The organism is Lysinibacillus xylanilyticus (genome assembly GCF_001183605.1).
GTDB classification, from domain to species: Bacteria; Bacillota; Bacilli; order Bacillales_A; family Planococcaceae; genus Lysinibacillus; species Lysinibacillus xylanilyticus.
This window is the reverse complement of record NZ_LFXJ01000002.1, coordinates 2501-19640: the sequence shown is the minus strand read 5'-3', so window position 1 is coordinate 19640 and position 17140 is coordinate 2501. Positions and strand designations below refer to the sequence as shown.

Sequence of the window (17140 nt, the reverse complement as noted above, 5' to 3'; positions counted from 1 at the left end):
GCTTTACTACCTCTATTATGGATCTGTAAGCATGTACTCGTTCACATAAAAATAGCAAAACCATCAATTATGCCTCGGCATAATTGCGTCCGGAATCGGCTTTGTGCTTAGGCCTGCAAATGAAACCACATTCATTTCACCACCTATGGAGATGGGAGATGAATGCTGAAAGAAATTAAAAATAGGAAGCGGGCACAAAGAATGCCCGCCTCTTATTCACTTTACTGTTCTTAATTATTCCCCGCTGACGCGTGCGATTTTACCTTGCTCAATATAAACAAGTAATATTGAAATATCTGCCGGGTTTACCCCAGAGATTCGCGATGCTTGGGCAATGGAAAGTGGTGTAACTTGTTTTAATTTTTGTCGAGCTTCTGTTGCTAGACCTGAAATAGCGTCATAATCAATATTTTCAGGGATTTTTTTATTCTCCATTTTATGAAGCTTTTCAACTTGCTGCAATGCTTTTTCAATATAACCTTCATATTTAAGCTGAATTTCAATTTGTTCCTTTACTTCATCCGAAAACTCTATGTCTGCTGGGATTAACGAAGAAACTAATTCATAATGCATTTCTGTACGTTTTAATAAATCCGCTCCACGGATACCATCTTTTAGCTCACTACCACCTACAGAGCGAATAGCAGCTTGTGTTGCTTCATTTGGTTTAATAATAACTTCACGGAGACGTGCAATTTCGTTTTCAATCAGCTCTTTTTTCTCATTGAATGTTGCATATCTTCCTTTAGCAATCATTCCCACATTATAACCTAGCTCTATCAAACGTAAATCAGCGTTATCATGACGAAGTAGTAAACGATATTCTGCACGAGATGTTAGTAAGCGATATGGTTCATTTGTTCCCTTTGTTACTAGATCATCAATTAATACGCCAATATAAGCATCTGAACGGCTTAAGATTAATTCTTGTTTACCGAGCACATTAGCAGCAGCATTTATCCCAGCCATTAAGCCTTGAGCAGCCGCTTCCTCGTAACCAGATGTTCCGTTGATTTGACCAGCAGTATATAAACCTTTAATACGTTTTGTTTCTAAAGTTGGCCACAATTGTGTTGGCACGATTGCATCGTACTCGATAGCATAGCCAGCACGCATCATTTCTGCTTTTTCTAAGCCAGGAATTGATTTTAGTAAACGTGTTTGTACATGCTCTGGTAAGCTAGTTGATAAACCTTGTACATATACTTCACGTGTATTGCGACCTTCTGGCTCTAAGAAAATTTGGTGGCGCGGTTTATCGTTAAATCGCACAACCTTGTCTTCAATAGAAGGGCAATAACGTGGGCCCGTACCTTTAATCATCCCTGAGTACATCGGTGAAAGATGTAGGTTTGCCTCAATAATTTCATGCGTTTCTAGGCTTGTATAAGTTAACCAGCAAGGTAGCTGATCCATGATGAATTCAGTTGTTTCAAAGCTGAATGCACGTGGAACATCATCTCCTGGTTGAATCTCTGTTTTATCATAATCAATTGTACGGTTATTCACTCGTGGTGGAGTACCTGTTTTAAAACGCACAAGGTCAAAACCAAGCTCTTTTAAGTTATCAGCTAAACGAATTGACGGTTGTTGGTTGTTAGGCCCACTTGAATACTTTACGTCACCAATAATGATTTCACCACGAAGGAATGTACCTGTTGTGATAACAACTGTTTTAGCGCGGTATATAGCACCAATTTGTGTAATAACACCTTTTACTTCCCCGTCTTCAATTATTAGCTCTTCAACCATTCCTTGCTGAATTGTCAAGTTTTCAGTTTCCTCCAAGATGCGTTTCATTTCTTGTTGGTATAAAACTTTGTCCGCTTGTGCACGTAATGCACGCACAGCAGGACCTTTCCCTGTATTTAACATACGCATTTGAATATGCGTTTTATCAATAACTTTCCCCATGACGCCACCTAATGCGTCAATTTCTCGTACTACGATTCCTTTGGCCGGACCACCAATGGAAGGATTGCATGGCATAAATGCAATCATATCTAAATTGATTGTTAACATCAGTGTGTTAGCACCCATTTTGGCAGCAGCATGTGCAGCTTCAGAACCTGCATGACCTGCGCCAATTACGATAACATCAAACGTGCCTGCCTCATAATTTGTTGGCATAGCTCGTATCTTCCTTTCTTTAATAAAATTATTTTCCTAAGCAGAACTGTGAAAATAACTGATTGATTAGGCTTTCTTGTACTGTGTCGCCGATAATTTCACCAAGAATTTCCCATGTTCTTGTAACATCTATTTGCACCATATCAACAGGTACACCAGCTTGTGCTCCAGCTAATGCATCCTCGACCGTTGCTTGTGCTTGATGAAGTAATGCAATATGTCTTGCATTTGAAACATATGTTAAATCGCCCGCTTCAATTTGCCCTTCAAAGAATAACGCGGCAATCGCTTCCTCTAGCTCTGTGATACCCTCTTCCTGTAAAAGAGAAGTTGTCACAACGCGATGATTGCCGGCTAGCTCTTTAACGCGAGCTACATCAATTTTTTGCGGTAGATCTGTTTTATTGACAATAACGATGTAATCCATCGCTTGAATTGTTTCGAATAGACGCTCATCCTCGGCAGTCAATTCCTCTGCGTAGTTTAAAACAAATAAAATTAAATCTGCGCCACGCAACGCCTCACGTGAACGTTCAACACCAATTCGTTCGACGATATCCTCTGTCTCTCGAATACCAGCAGTATCGACTAAACGAAGAGGAACACCACGTACATTCACGTACTCTTCTATAATATCACGAGTTGTACCCGCTATATCTGTCACAATAGCCTTATTCTCCTGTACTAAACTATTTAAAAGAGAAGATTTCCCAACGTTTGGGCGGCCTAAAATAACAGTTGATAGACCCTCTCGTAATATTTTCCCCTGAGAAGATGTTTGCAGAAGTTTAATAATTTCATTTCGTACCCATGTACATTTTTCTACTAATACTGGTACTGTCATCTCTTCTACATCATCATACTCCGGATAATCTATATTAACCTCTACTTGCGCTAATGTCTCTAGTAATGCTTGGCGTAAGTCACCAATTAAACGCGATAGTTTACCATCCATTTGTCCCAACGCAACATTCATCGCTCTATCAGTTTTTGCTCTTATTAAATCCATGACTGCTTCAGCCTGTGATAAATCGATGCGTCCATTTAAGAATGCGCGTTTTGTAAATTCACCTGGTTCTGCGAGTCTTGCTCCATTTGTTAATGCTAGCTTTAATACACGGTTCACCGAAACTAGTCCCCCGTGACAGTTAATTTCTATTACATCCTCACGAGTGAATGTTTTAGGTCCGCGCATTAAAGACAGCATTACTTCCTCAACAATCTCATTTGTTTTTGGATCGACCAAATGTCCATAATGAATTGTATGTGAAGCCTTCGTAGTTAAACTTTTCTCACCAGGCGATCTGAATATTTTATCTGCAATCGCGACTGCTTCGTCCCCACTTAAACGAACAATAGCAATAGCTCCTTCACCCATAGGTGTGGATATTGCAGCAATTGTATCGAACTCCATCTAATGACCTCCTTAACGTTATCCACATGTGGATAAATAAAACCGACCAATACTTACTAACACCTTAGACTAACATATTTTCTGCAAAATCTAAAGTAAGGATAATTTCCAACTGTGGATAATAAGAGAGCTTTACATTATAGCACGTATTTCGACAAGAATTGCGAATGCTAGAAGTATGGCTCTTCGGCAAAACGAGAGGTTGATTTTCGTAAGGCGTTATCACAGGATGTGATGGTTTTAGCCTTCGTTCCTCTATTCGCTGATCCCCAAGGAGTCGCTCAGTCTCCACTCCAATCAACCACTTCACTAGGCATATATCTTCTGCATGTCACTCAAAATTTATAGTGATGAAATAAAAACTTCAGCAATGTTCTCTGTGCGAAAGCTCAGTGGCAGTAATAATTGGTGTACAATTGTGTCACTGTTATAAGTCTTTTCTTTTCGATTATGTTAAATAGATATAGTGTTCACTTTTGAATTAAAACTTATTAAAGTTCTACACTATCGCTGAATGGTGGAAGGCTACTCGACTCCCGTGGGAAAGCAAGACAGACGAAACCCTGCACGGAGTACAGTCGAGGAAGCAGCTCGACGCTCGCCCACATGAAAACGAGTAGCCTGGAACGGAAATAACCCTCATCTGAAGCACCACAACATTCACAAAGGTTCCCTTAACCATCTTGTTTTTCAACAACATAAAAAAGTCATTTTATCATGACGATAAAATGACTTTTGATTTTTGTCTGTATGTTTTTACGAAGTTTAACCGTTCTTTACAGGTTCAATGACTAAATAACGATTAGGCTCCGTTCCTTCTGAGTATGTTTCAATATCAAAGCGATTTGCTAATTGATTATGAATAATTTTCCTCTCGTACGACTGCATTGGCTCAAATGTCACACGCTGATTTAAGCGAAGTGCTTTATCCGCCATACGATCTGCCAGTAACTCCAAAGCTACTTGACGACGTTCACGATAGTTTTCTACGTCTAATTTCACCATTAAGAATTGCTTGGCACTTTTATTTAACACAAGTTGTGTTAATTGTTGCAGGGAATTCAATGTTTGACCACGTTTCCCTATAAGCAGTGCAGCTTTCTCGCTTTTTAGTTGAAATAATACATATTTCCCTTCACGTGTCGTTTCAACCTCAAGATCATGAATATCCAATTGTTCAGCAATATTTACTAAATAAGCCTTTGCTTCTTCAATTGGATTTACTGAGGTTTCTTCTTCCTCTTTTTGTGCCTCTACGATTTGTTGAACAGCTTCGATATCACTTGGTTGTTCAGAAACTTGTGAACTTCTTGTTTCAACATCATCTATTACTGTTGGTTCGTCAAATTGAGTCATATTTTGCTGTTCAGCTTTTTCTGCTTCAATTGTTGGTCGAACCTGTACTTCTTTTACTGTTACACGAACTTCTGCAGATCGTGCCCCAAAACCTAAAAATCCTTTTTTACCTTCTTGTAAAACTTCAACATCTACTTGTTCACGGGTTTTGCCAAGTTTCTGTAACGCCAATGAGATCGCTTCTTGTGTTGTTGCGCCTATTTGCGTAAGTTGTTTCACTTTTTAGCCCCTCCATTTTGAGCAGGTTGTGTTTTATCTTTTTCCCAAGGTTTGTAAATAAACAGGTTTTGCATAATCGAAATAATGTTACCGATCACCCAGTATAATGATAATGCTGCTGGCAATGCTATACCGAAACCAATAATCATAAATGGCATAATGTACATCATTATCTTCATTTGAGGGTTATCCATCGCTGGGCCAGTACGTAAAACTAGAAATTGCATTAAACCAGCAGTAATTGCTAATGCCGGTGCAGGATCTGCTAACGGGAAAATAAAGAAATTTCCTAAATCAAAAGCAGGTGTAGCATTCATACGACTAATCGCATGGTAGAAACCAATTAAAATTGGCATTTGAATGATTACAGGTAAACATCCAGCAAGTGGATTGACACCAGACTCACTCATAAGCTTCATCATTTCTTGCTGATACTGTTGCTGTGTCTGAGCATCCTTAGAAGCATACTTCTTTTGCAATTCCTTCAATTTCGGCTGAATTTCTTGCATTTTTTTAGAGCTCTTTGTTTGTTTAATCATCAATGGAAGAATTGCTAAACGAATGATAATCGTTACAATAATGATCCCCCATGCATATGAACCAAGCATATCAGCAAAGTATTTAATCACTGACACTAATGGCCAAACAATGAATTCATTCCAGAAGCCTGTGCTTTCTTTGGAGATTGGTTCTTTGAATTCTGTACAACCAGATAGTAGTAATGCTACAGATGCTAGCGACAGAATTACCCAAAGTTGTTTCTTCAACCTTCTTCCCCCTACAAATACTATTCACTTTTTCTAAAACTATATGCGTTCTCTTCTTTAGACATTTACAGTTCCCTGCTACTGAATAAAGTTATCAGTTATTTTATCATGCATATAACGTTTCACTCTACTAAATATTCTAACAATGTGCACATATTTACTAAGTAATGTTACTAATACTTCATATATTGTAGTGAAAATCCATTCAAAAATACCCCTGTGAGTATTTTCAATAACTTCACTTTCGCACAGAAACGTTCTATTCACCACTTTGGTTGCCATCCATATTACGTCTTCTTTAATACCTTTGCGATTCGTAGTACATGCTGCAAACTTTGTTTTACTTCATGATAATCCATAGTGGCCGCCGGTTGTCTGGCGATAATAACATAGTCCATATTCGACTTCAGCTCATCCTTCATTTCATGGATACTTTGTCGAATATAGCGTTTGATCTGGTTGCGTGTTACTGCATTCCCAAGCTTTTTACTAACAGATAATCCTACACGAAATTCTGTTTGTCCCTCTTTTTCTAAAAAATAAACGACAAACTGACGATTAGCGAAAGATTTACCCTTTTTAAACACCTTTTGAAAATCATCGTTTTTTTTCACTCTTTGGCGTTTTTTCATTACTTTCACCTGCTACTTGATAATTATCCTTTAATCCTCATTTCTAGGTTTACCAAAAATAAAGAAAAAAAAGACCACTGATGTGTCTCAGTGGACTTATTTTAAGCTGATAATACTTTTCTTCCTTTACGACGGCGAGCAGCAAGAACTTTACGACCGTTTTTCGTGCTCATACGTGCGCGGAAACCGTGAACTTTGCTGTGCTTACGTTTTTTTGGTTGGTAAGTACGTTTCATTTATATAGACACCTCCTGGATGAGTTGAATTTTTCAACATACAGACCTGAATATTATATAAAGTAACTAGTTATTTTGTCAATGGATTTTATAAATTTCTATATTTACTCAAAATCTATGTCTATTATTCACTACGATCATCCTCTACAGAATAAAAATAATTTATCCACAGAATACTTGTTTTTTTTACACAGAGTTGTGTATAGTATTTTTTGCATTATTTTTTATCCACAACATTTATCTACACCTTTTTCACATATGCAGACCTTGTGGACAACTAGGACGTGTATAAATAAAAGGTATGTGGATAAGTTTCACAAACTATTGAAATGGCTTTGTTTTTCTGATACGATATCTGTGCTTCACTTTGTTGAAAACTGAAATTAACTTTTATTTTATCCACAACTGTTGATATGCTGTGGATAATTTTTATCACAGCCTTTGGTTAACTTTTATCCACAACTTGTGAGTTTGTGGACTAGTTGTAAAATGAACGTATTTACCGTTTCTATAAATTCGCTATTTTTTATGTATTGAACTGTAAAGGAGATTAGCCGCTTGGAACATTTAGAAGAACTATGGAATAATGTCCTGGCTCAAGTTGAACAAAAAATTTCTAAACCAAGCTTCGAAACGTGGCTAAAGTCTACTAAACTACTTTCCTACAATGGTAGTGGTTCTACTGTGACAATTGCTGCGCCAAATTCGTTTGCTCGAGACTGGCTTGAAAATCATTATATTCATTTGATTACAGGTATATTAACGGAGCTTACAGGCGAAGACTTGCTTATTAAGTTTGTTGTTCAAAAAAACCAGGATTCGGACGATTTCGATTTACCAGCGCCGATTATCCAAGCAAAAAATAACGATCACCATGATATTTCACCAGGTATGTTAAACCCGAAGTATACTTTTGATACGTTTGTTATTGGCTCTGGTAACCGCTTTGCACATGCTGCCTCGTTAGCTGTCGCAGAAGCGCCTGCGAAGGCTTATAACCCATTTTTTATCTATGGGGGAGTAGGACTTGGCAAAACCCACTTAATGCATGCGATTGGTCATTATGTATTGGAACACAATCCAAATGCAAAGGTGGTATATTTATCATCTGAAAAATTTACAAATGAATTTATTAACTCAATTCGAGATAATAAGGCACTTGATTTCCGCAATAAATATCGCAATGTAGATGTACTGCTAATTGATGATATTCAATTTCTAGCTGGAAAAGAATCAACTCAGGAAGAATTTTTCCATACTTTTAATACATTGCATGAAGAATCGAAACAAATTGTTATTTCCAGTGACCGTCCTCCTAAAGAGATACCGACATTGGAAGATCGTTTACGTTCTCGATTCGAATGGGGACTAATTACAGATATTGCTCCTCCTGATTTGGAAACTCGTATCGCCATTCTTCGAAAAAAAGCAAAGGCTGATGGTCTAGAAGTGCCAAATGAAGTCATGCTCTATATTGCGAACCAGATTGACTCCAATATCCGGGAGCTTGAAGGTGCGCTTATTCGCGTCGTGGCCTATTCATCACTTGTTAACAAGGATATTAATGCGACTTTGGCTGCTGAAGCATTAAAAGATATTATTCCTAATTCAAAGCCACGAACTGTCACGATATTAGACATTCAAAATGCAGTAGGAGAGCATTTTAACATTCGTTTAGAGGATTTTACCGCGAAAAAACGTACAAAGTTAATTGCTTTCCCACGTCAAATCGCCATGTTTTTATCTCGCGAATTAACAGATTTTTCGTTGCCGAAAATTGGCGAAGAATTTGGTGGACGTGACCATACTACTGTTATTCATGCTCACGAAAAAATATCTTCTATGTTGAAAAATGACGTTCAGCTACAGCAAGATATTAAACAAATTCGAAGCATGCTAGGAAAATAATGCTGTGGACAACACTAATATTTAAACACAAACTTATACACAGTCTATCTACATGTGGATAGACTGATTTTATTCACTTAAAAGCACTTATCCACAAATCCACAGGGCCTATTACTATATCTTTTTTATTTTATATAAATAAATAATATAAATATGTGAGGGAAAACGAATGAAATTTGATATTTTACGTGACCGTTTATTAGAGGGTTTAAATGATGTCATGAAAGCCGTAAGTTCAAAAACGACTATTCCAATTTTAACGGGGATTAAAATTGATGTAACAGATGAGGGTATTCGCTTAACAGGTAGTGATGCCGATATTACAATTCAAACATTTATTCCAGTTGAAGAAGATGGCCAACAAATAATTCATATAACAGAAACAGGATCAATTGTTGTACAAGCTCGTATGTTTAATGAAATTGTACGTAAGTTACCAACAAATGAGGTTGAAATTCAAGTAACAACTGGTTTCCAAACTCATATCCGTTCAGGTAAATCTGAATTCCACTTAATTGGCTCAGATGCTACTGAATATCCGTTATTACCTGAATTAACAGAGGATCAAAAATTTACTATTCCTGCGGATCTATTAAAGTCGATTATCCGTGAAACAGTATTCGCTGTTGCCACTTCAGAAAGTAGACCGGTGTTGACAGGTGTAAACTGGCAGATAAAAAATGGAACATTAATCTGTGTTGCAACAGATAGCCATCGTTTGGCAAGACGTAAAGTTCAACTGGAAAATTTACCTGAAGTCGAACATAGTGTTGTAATTCCTGGTAAAAGCTTAAATGAGTTAAATAAAGTTTTAGAGGATTCTACAAATCTTGTGCAAATTGTTATGACAAGTCAGCAAGTATTATTTAAAACTGGAGAAGTATTATTTTTCTCTCGTTTACTTGAAGGTAACTACCCAGATACATCACGTTTAATTCCAGAAGAGTACCAAACAAATCTAACGATTAATGGTAAATCATTATTACAAGCAATCGATCGTGCATCTCTTGTTGCTCGTGGTGATCGTAATAATGTTGTACGTTTTGAGATTTTAGATAATCAAGCTGTCGAAGTTTCTTCTAATTCTCCTGAAATTGGTAAAGTTCAAGAGGAAATTCCTGTTGAGTCATTAGAAGGGGAGAACTTAAAAATTTCTTTCAGTGCGAAATACATGATGGAAGCATTAAAAGCAATTGATGGTCAAGAGGTAGTCATTCAATTCACAGGAGCAATGAGACCGTTTATTTTACGTTCTGTTCATGACGATGCTATTTTACAATTGATATTACCTGTACGTACTTATTAGAAAATCAATTAAACCGAGGCCTAATTGTGTCCGAAATAAGTTGAAAGAAGTAAATAGAGAATAAACTTCATAATTTCAAACTCAAAGGACTTTGAAAAATGTACTGATAGTCGCTAATTGCGGCTATCTTTTTTTACTTATGGCGAATTTTTAGGTATGATAGAGAGATAGACAGTCTGTATTTGGAGGGGAACTCAACTATGAAGGACATTGAAATTGATGTAGAGTTTGTCACATTAGGGCAACTTTTAAAAATGACCGATGCTATTAGCTCTGGTGGCATGGCCAAGTGGTTTTTACACGAAAATGAAGTATATGTAAATGGAGAAGTAGATGATCGCCGCGGTCGTAAATTACGTGACGGTGACATTGTAAATATTCCTGGGTGTGGTCGATTTCGTATCGTTGGTACCGCTGGACAGTAGATTATGCATATAGAGCAATTAAAACTTACAAATTACCGTAACTATGATGCCTTAGCTTTAAACTTCTCTCCAAAAATTAATGTTTTTATTGGTGAAAATGCTCAAGGAAAAACAAATGTTATGGAATCTATTTACGTATTGGCGATGGCTAAATCCCACCGCACGACGAACGATAAAGAATTAATACGTTGGGATTCAGACTATGGTAAAATAGAAGGGGCCGTTCAAAAAAGGCATGGTATTTTACCGATTGAGCTTACGATTACGAAAAAAGGCAAAAAGGGTAAGATAAATCACATAGAACAAAGTCGCCTCAGTCATTATATTGGCCAAATGAATGTCGTGATGTTTGCACCCGAAGATTTAAATGTTGTAAAGGGAAGTCCGCAAATACGGCGACGTTTTATTGATATGGAGATTGGGCAAATTTCGCCTGTCTATTTACATGATTTGTTAACCTTTCAAAAAATTTTAAAGCAACGTAACCACTTTTTAAAAATGAATCAAGGTAAAGCAATGCCGGATGACGTGATGTACGAAGTTTATAATGAACAATATATTCACGCAGCTACCCAAATTATTCGAAAAAGATTTCAATTTATGGATTTATTGCAGGAGTGGGCAGAACCAATTCACGCAGGTATTTCACAAGGGAAAGAAACGTTAGTTATTAAATACCGCACAGTAGCTGGTATGGAAAAAGAACATAATTCCAGTGAAATTGAAGACTTCTTGCATAAAAAGCTAATAGAAGCTAAGCCGCGTGAGTTTGACCGAGGTGTAACACTAGTTGGTCCACATCGAGACGATTTGCAGTTTTTAGTAAATGGCTATGATGTTCAAACATACGGTTCACAAGGACAGCAACGTACAACCGCTCTCTCATTAAAACTTGCTGAAATCGAGTTAATTAAACAAGAAACAAATGAAACACCCATACTACTTTTAGATGATGTATTGTCGGAACTCGACGATTATCGTCAATCGCATTTATTAAATACCATTCAAGGTGAAGTTCAAACCTTTGTTACGACTACAAGTGTTGATGGAATTCATCATGAAACGATGGAGCATGCACAGCTGTTTCACGTGAAACAAGGAGCGATTGAAGAAAGTTAGCCAGGGAGTTTTTTAGATTACAAAAGAATGGTAATAGTCAGCTCGGTTGACTGTTCATTCATTTACACACAATGATGTTATGAAGGAGTAGATGAAAGCCGTGGCTATAGAGAACGAAGGTTTACAAAACCAAGCTTATGAAGCCGATCAGATACAGGTATTAGAAGGTTTAGAAGCGGTACGTAAAAGACCAGGGATGTATATCGGTTCAACAAGCTCTAAAGGGCTTCACCATTTAGTATGGGAAATCGTTGATAATAGTATTGATGAAGCACTTGCAGGATTTTGTACAGATATAAATGTAACGATAGAAAAAGACAATTGGATTCGTGTAGAAGACAATGGTCGTGGTATTCCGGTAAGTATTCAAGAGAAAATGGGTAAGCCTGCTGTTGAGGTTATTATGACAGTGCTCCATGCTGGCGGTAAGTTCGGCGGTGGAGGATACAAAGTTTCTGGTGGTCTTCATGGTGTAGGGGCATCTGTTGTAAATGCACTATCAATTGAGACAATCGTTCAAGTTCATCGTGAGGGTCATATTCATGAAATTAAATTTGAACGTGGGAAAACTGTTCAAGAGCTAAAAGTTATCGGTGATTCAGATCATAATGGAACAACTACACGTTTCAAAGCAGACCCTGAAATATTTAAAGAAACGACTGTTTATGAATATGATATTTTAGCACATCGTATTCGTGAATTAGCTTATTTAAATCGTGGTATCAAGATTACAATTGCTGATGAACGTGAAGGAGAGGAACGTTCTACTACGTATCATTATGAAGGTGGTATTCGTTCTTATGTTGAGCATTTGAATCAATCTAAAGAGCCAATCCATGATCCAATAGATGTTCTTGGAGAAAAGGATGGTATTTCAGTTGAAATTGCTATGCAATATAACGCTGGATTCTCTTCAAATATTTTTTCATTTGCTAATAACATCAATACGTATGAAGGCGGTACACATGAGTCTGGTTTTAAAACGGCTCTGACACGTGTTATTAATGATTACGCGCGAAAAAATGGGCTATTGAAAGAGTCAGATGCAAATCTTACTGGTGAGGATGTTCGTGAAGGGTTAACGGCTATTGTTTCTGTTAAGCATCCTGATCCACAATTTGAAGGACAAACAAAAACAAAGCTTGGTAACTCTGAAGTTAGCCAAATTACTAACTCCTTATTCTCAGATGGTTTTGAACGATTTATGTTAGAAAATCCAACTGTCGCTCGTAAAGTTGTTGAAAAAGGTTTAATGGCTGCTCGTGCACGTGTCGCTGCTAAAAAAGCACGTGAATTTACACGTCGTAAAAATGCACTTGAAGTATCAAGCTTGCCAGGTAAATTAGCTGACTGTTCATCAACAAATCCAGCTGAATGCGAAATTTATATCGTTGAGGGTGACTCTGCCGGAGGGTCAGCGAAATCTGGACGTGACCGACACTTCCAAGCAATTTTACCGTTACGTGGTAAAATCCTTAACGTCGAAAAAGCTCGTTTAGATAAAATTTTATCGAATGCAGAAATTCGTGCGATGATTACAGCATTTGGCACAGGTATTGGTGAAGAGTTTACTTTAGAAAAGGCTCGTTATCATAAAATTGTTATTATGACAGATGCCGATGTCGATGGTGCCCACATTCGCACATTACTACTAACATTCTTCTTCCGTTTCCTTCGACCGCTCATAGAGGCAGGTTATATTTATATTGCACAACCACCTCTTTATCAAGTAAAGCAAGGTAAGCATGTTGAATATTGTTATGATGAAGAAACATTAAAAGGAATTTTAGAACGACTACCAAAAATGCCAAAACCAAATGTGCAACGTTACAAAGGTCTTGGCGAAATGAATGCAGAGCAGCTTTGGGAAACTACAATGGATCCTGAGCACCGCACATTGTTACAAGTAGAATTAGATGACGCAATTAAAGCAAACCAAGCATTTGAGCGTTTAATGGGCGATGAAGTTGAACCACGTCGTCAATTTATCGAAGAAAATGCAGTATACGCTAATTTAGATATTTAATTTTTGCTTGAGAGGAGGTCTACACTTTGTCAGAACAAGAACGCTCCGGAGTTAAAGGAGTTAATATAACAAAAGAAATTGAAACATCCTTCCTCGATTATGCGATGAGTGTAATCGTTTCTCGTGCATTACCAGACGTACGAGATGGATTAAAGCCTGTACATCGCCGTATATTATATGGCATGCAAGAGCTAGGGAATACAGCAGATAAAGCGTACAAAAAATCAGCACGTATAGTTGGGGACGTAATGGGTAAATACCACCCACACGGTGACTCATCCATCTATGATGCAATGGTACGTATGGCGCAAAATTTCAGCTATCGTTATATGTTAGTCGATGGTCACGGTAACTTTGGATCTGTCGATGGCGACGGAGCGGCAGCGATGCGTTATACAGAATCACGTATGTCTCGTATTGCAATGGAAATGCTTCGCGATATTAATAAAGACACAATTGACTATACAGATAACTATGATGGTTCAGAAAAGGAACCTATTGTCCTTCCAAGTCGCTATCCAAACTTATTAGTAAATGGAGCGGCAGGAATTGCGGTTGGTATGGCGACAAATATTCCGCCACATCATCTTGGTGAAACGATAGATGCAGTGATTGCACTTTCTGACAACCCGGCTATTACAACGGAAGAATTGATGGAAATTATCCCAGGACCTGATTTCCCAACTGGTGGATTAATTTTGGGCCGTAGTGGTATTCGTCGTGCTTACGAGACGGGTCGTGGCTCTATCATTATTCGTGCAAAGGTAGAGATTGAACAGAAATCAAATGGTAAAGAAACAATTCTTATTCATGAATTACCATACCAAGTGAATAAAGCTAAGCTTATTGAGAAAATAGCAGAGCTTGTACGCGATAAAAAAATTGATGGTATTACAAACTTGCGTGATGAATCTGACCGACGTGGTATGCGAGTAGTCATTGAAATTCGTAAAGATGCAAATGCTAATGTAGTTTTAAATAACTTATATAAACAAACAGCAATGCAGTCTAGCTTCGGTATTAATATGCTGTCATTAGTAAATGGTCAGCCTAAAGTAATGGGCTTAAAAGAAATGTTGTATCATTATTTAGAGCACCAAAAGGTTATTATTCGTCGTCGTACGGAATTTGACTTAAGGAAAGCAGAAGATCGTGCACATATTTTAGAGGGCTTACGTATTGCCCTTGATCATATCGACGAAATAATTGCTATTATCCGTGGTTCGCGAAGCGGTGATGAAGCGAAACCACAATTAATGGAACGATTCAATTTATCTGAACGTCAAGCACAGGCGATTTTAGATATGCGTTTAGTTCGTTTAAGTGGATTAGAGCGTGAAAAAATTGAAGCAGAATATCAAGAGCTTCAAATATTAATTGCTGAATTAAAAGCAATTTTAGCGGATGAAGCTAAAATTGTTGATATTATTCGTACTGAAATATTAGAACTAAAAGAACGCTTTAACGATAAACGACGTACTGAAATTACTTCTGGCGGTTTAGAAATGATTGAGGACGAGGATTTGATCCCAGTCGAAAATTCGGTTGTAACTTTAACGCACAATGGTTATATCAAACGTTTAGCTGCTAATACATATCGCAGTCAAAAACGTGGTGGTCGTGGTGTACAAGGAATGGGTACAAATGAAGATGACTTTGTAGAGCATCTTATGAATACATCTACACACGATACAATTTTGTTCTTCACTACAAAAGGAAAAGTATTTAGAGCAAAAGGTTATGAGATTCCGGAATTTGGTCGTACAGCGAAAGGATTACCGATTGTTAACTTACTCAATATTGAAAAAGGTGAGAAAGTAACAGCAATGATCCGTGTCGGTTCATTTGATGAAGATGCATACTTTATCTTCACTACTAAAACAGGTATTACAAAGCGTACACCAGTATCTCAATTTGCTAACATCCGAACAAATGGCTTGATAGCTATAAGTTTACGAGAAGATGATGATCTCATTTCTGTTCGTTTAACAGATGGTGATAAACAAGTGATTATCGGTACTCGTGATGGAATGCTAGTACGTTTCCAAGAAGAGGATATTCGTTCAATGGGCCGTACTGCGGGTGGTGTACGAGGTATCAAACTACGTGATGGTGACGAAGTAGTTGGTATGGAAATTGTTGAACCAGGACAGGAAATTTTAGTTGTTACAGCAAAAGGTTATGGTAAACGTACTTCTGAAGAGGAATATCGTTTACAGAGCCGTGGCGGTGTAGGATTAAAAACAATTCAAATCACAGATAAGAACGGTCCAATGGTAGCTGTAAAAACTGTTGATGGTTCAGAAGATTTAATGCTTATTACAATTAACGGCATGCTAATCCGTATGGATGTGAATGATATCTCTTTAATTGGGCGTAGTACACAAGGAGTTCGTTTAATTCGTTTAGGCGATGAAGAGCTTGTTGCAACTGTAGCGAAGGTTGAAAAAGAAGAAGAGTCTAATGAAGAATCTAACGAAGAAAATGATCAAGTAGAAGAATAATAAAAGACCGATGACGACAGCTATTGTTGCCGTTCATCGGTTTTTTTAACATAAATCTTGAAAAATAAGTAATTATTTTGAATTCCATGATAAAATAAAATTAACTATAATTAAGCAAGCGAAATAGTGAAGAGGAGTTAATTGCGTGGAAACTATACATGTCCCTATTTCAGAGTTACGCGTTGGAAAAGTAATTTCTGAAGATATTTTTGCTAATACAAGATATCCAATAATTTTTAAAAACACGATGATTTCCCATGAACATTTACAAGTTTTTTTTGCTTTTAATATTTCGAGAGTCCCAGTTTATAAAGATGGTAAAGAGGCTCAATCAGAGATAAAAGAAGCAGAAATAGTTGTTCCAATAGAGGCTATTCCAACTTTTAAAAGGATTTATGACAATTCTATTGAACAATTCAAAAAGGAATTTAAAAATTGGGAAGCTGGGGCAAAGGTAGATATTACGAAAGCACGTAAAATCATTTTGCCATTATTAGAAATGGTTTTAGAAGATCGGACTATAATTTTTGATTTAAATGAGTATTCAAATCCCAAAGATTATTTGTACCATCATTGTGTAGCAACAGCATTGATTTCTTCAGTGATTGCACAAAAATTAGGCTATGACAAAGGAATTACAATTCAAGTTGCAATTGGAGGGTTATTAGCTGATTGTGGAATGGCAAAAGTTCATCCACGTATCCGCGATAAAAAAACAACCTTAACAGAGCAAGAGTTTGCTGAAATTTATAAGCATCCGATTTATAGCTATAATATGGTCAAAGATTTAACGATATTAAAAGATACAATGAAAGAGGCTATTTTCCAGCACCATGAGCGTTTAAATGGTAGTGGCTATCCAAAAGGGGAAAAAATAGCAAATATTTCCACTTTTGCTCAAATCATCGCTGTTGCAGATGTATTCCATGCAATGACCTGTGAGCGATTGTATAGAACAAAGCAATCTTCCTTTAAAGTCATAGAGATGATTAATGAATCTGAATTTGGGAAGTTTGATATTAAAGTAGTTCGTGCACTAATAGATATTGTTGCCGACCTTCCTATAGGAACGATAGTTGAACTATCTAATTTGGAACA

Annotated in this window: 14 protein-coding genes (1 of these 14 only partly in view); 7 read left to right on the top strand and 7 right to left on the bottom strand. The window is 37.2% G+C overall.

Annotation, left to right across the window (positions count from 1 at the left end; genetic code table 11):
- Positions 1-234 precede the first annotated feature (234 nt).
- From mnmG to rpmH, 7 genes are all read right to left on the bottom strand, one after another.
- Positions 235-2130 (bottom strand): tRNA uridine-5-carboxymethylaminomethyl(34) synthesis enzyme MnmG, encoded by a 1896-nt coding sequence (gene mnmG, locus ACZ11_RS00260; protein WP_049662587.1) that lies wholly within the window; start codon positions 2128-2130, stop codon positions 235-237.
- A gap of 28 nt (positions 2131-2158) precedes the next feature.
- Positions 2159-3544 carry a tRNA uridine-5-carboxymethylaminomethyl(34) synthesis GTPase MnmE gene (mnmE, locus tag ACZ11_RS00255; protein WP_049662585.1) on the bottom strand — a complete coding sequence of 462 codons (1386 nt, stop codon included), beginning with the start codon at positions 3542-3544 and terminating at the stop codon, positions 2159-2161.
- Between the two features lie 765 nt (positions 3545-4309).
- A complete protein-coding gene (jag, locus tag ACZ11_RS00250; protein WP_049662583.1) occupies positions 4310-5119 on the bottom strand; it encodes an RNA-binding cell elongation regulator Jag/EloR in 810 nt (269 codons plus the stop codon).
- Entirely contained in the window at positions 5116-5886 is a 771-nt protein-coding gene (gene yidC, locus ACZ11_RS00245) for a membrane protein insertase YidC (protein WP_049662582.1), read from the bottom strand. The genes jag and yidC overlap by 4 nt, the downstream gene beginning before the upstream one ends.
- A 78-nt stretch (positions 5887-5964) precedes the next feature.
- Positions 5965-6168 carry a hypothetical protein gene (locus ACZ11_RS00240; protein WP_049662580.1) on the bottom strand — a complete coding sequence of 68 codons (204 nt, stop codon included), beginning with the start codon at positions 6166-6168 and terminating at the stop codon, positions 5965-5967.
- A gap of 5 nt (positions 6169-6173) precedes the next feature.
- A complete protein-coding gene (rnpA, locus tag ACZ11_RS00235; RefSeq protein ID WP_049662576.1) occupies positions 6174-6518 on the bottom strand; it encodes a ribonuclease P protein component in 345 nt (114 codons plus the stop codon).
- Positions 6519-6619: 101 nt separating this feature from the next.
- A complete protein-coding gene (rpmH, locus tag ACZ11_RS00230; RefSeq protein WP_004233310.1) occupies positions 6620-6754 on the bottom strand; it encodes a 50S ribosomal protein L34 in 135 nt (44 codons plus the stop codon).
- 558 nt (positions 6755-7312) lie between these two features.
- Between rpmH and dnaA the strand changes: the two genes are divergently transcribed.
- The 7 genes from dnaA to ACZ11_RS00195 form a co-directional block, all read left to right on the top strand.
- A complete protein-coding gene (dnaA, locus tag ACZ11_RS00225) occupies positions 7313-8662 on the top strand; it encodes a chromosomal replication initiator protein DnaA (protein WP_049662570.1) in 1350 nt (449 codons plus the stop codon).
- A gap of 169 nt (positions 8663-8831) precedes the next feature.
- On the top strand, positions 8832-9968 hold the full coding sequence (gene dnaN / locus ACZ11_RS00220) for a DNA polymerase III subunit beta (protein ID WP_049662567.1): 1137 nt from the start codon (positions 8832-8834) through the stop codon (positions 9966-9968).
- A 200-nt stretch (positions 9969-10168) separates the two neighbouring features.
- A complete protein-coding gene (gene yaaA / locus ACZ11_RS00215) occupies positions 10169-10393 on the top strand; it encodes a S4 domain-containing protein YaaA (protein WP_049662564.1) in 225 nt (74 codons plus the stop codon).
- A 3-nt stretch (positions 10394-10396) separates the two neighbouring features.
- Positions 10397-11512, top strand: coding sequence for a DNA replication/repair protein RecF (recF, locus tag ACZ11_RS00210; RefSeq protein WP_049662562.1), 1116 nt, complete (start codon positions 10397-10399; stop codon positions 11510-11512).
- Between the two features lie 91 nt (positions 11513-11603).
- Positions 11604-13538, top strand: coding sequence for a DNA topoisomerase (ATP-hydrolyzing) subunit B (gene gyrB, locus ACZ11_RS00205; protein ID WP_049662560.1), 1935 nt, complete (start codon positions 11604-11606; stop codon positions 13536-13538).
- Between the two features lie 26 nt (positions 13539-13564).
- Complete coding sequence (gyrA, locus tag ACZ11_RS00200; protein ID WP_049662559.1) at positions 13565-16042, top strand: DNA gyrase subunit A; 2478 nt, start codon at positions 13565-13567, stop codon at positions 16040-16042.
- Between the two features lie 145 nt (positions 16043-16187).
- Positions 16188-17140, top strand: the 5' portion of a protein-coding gene (locus ACZ11_RS00195) for an HD-GYP domain-containing protein (protein ID WP_049662556.1). Its footprint extends 130 nt past the window's final position; the window shows 953 of its 1083 coding nt (coding positions 1-953); it begins with the start codon at positions 16188-16190; its stop codon lies off the right edge, out of view.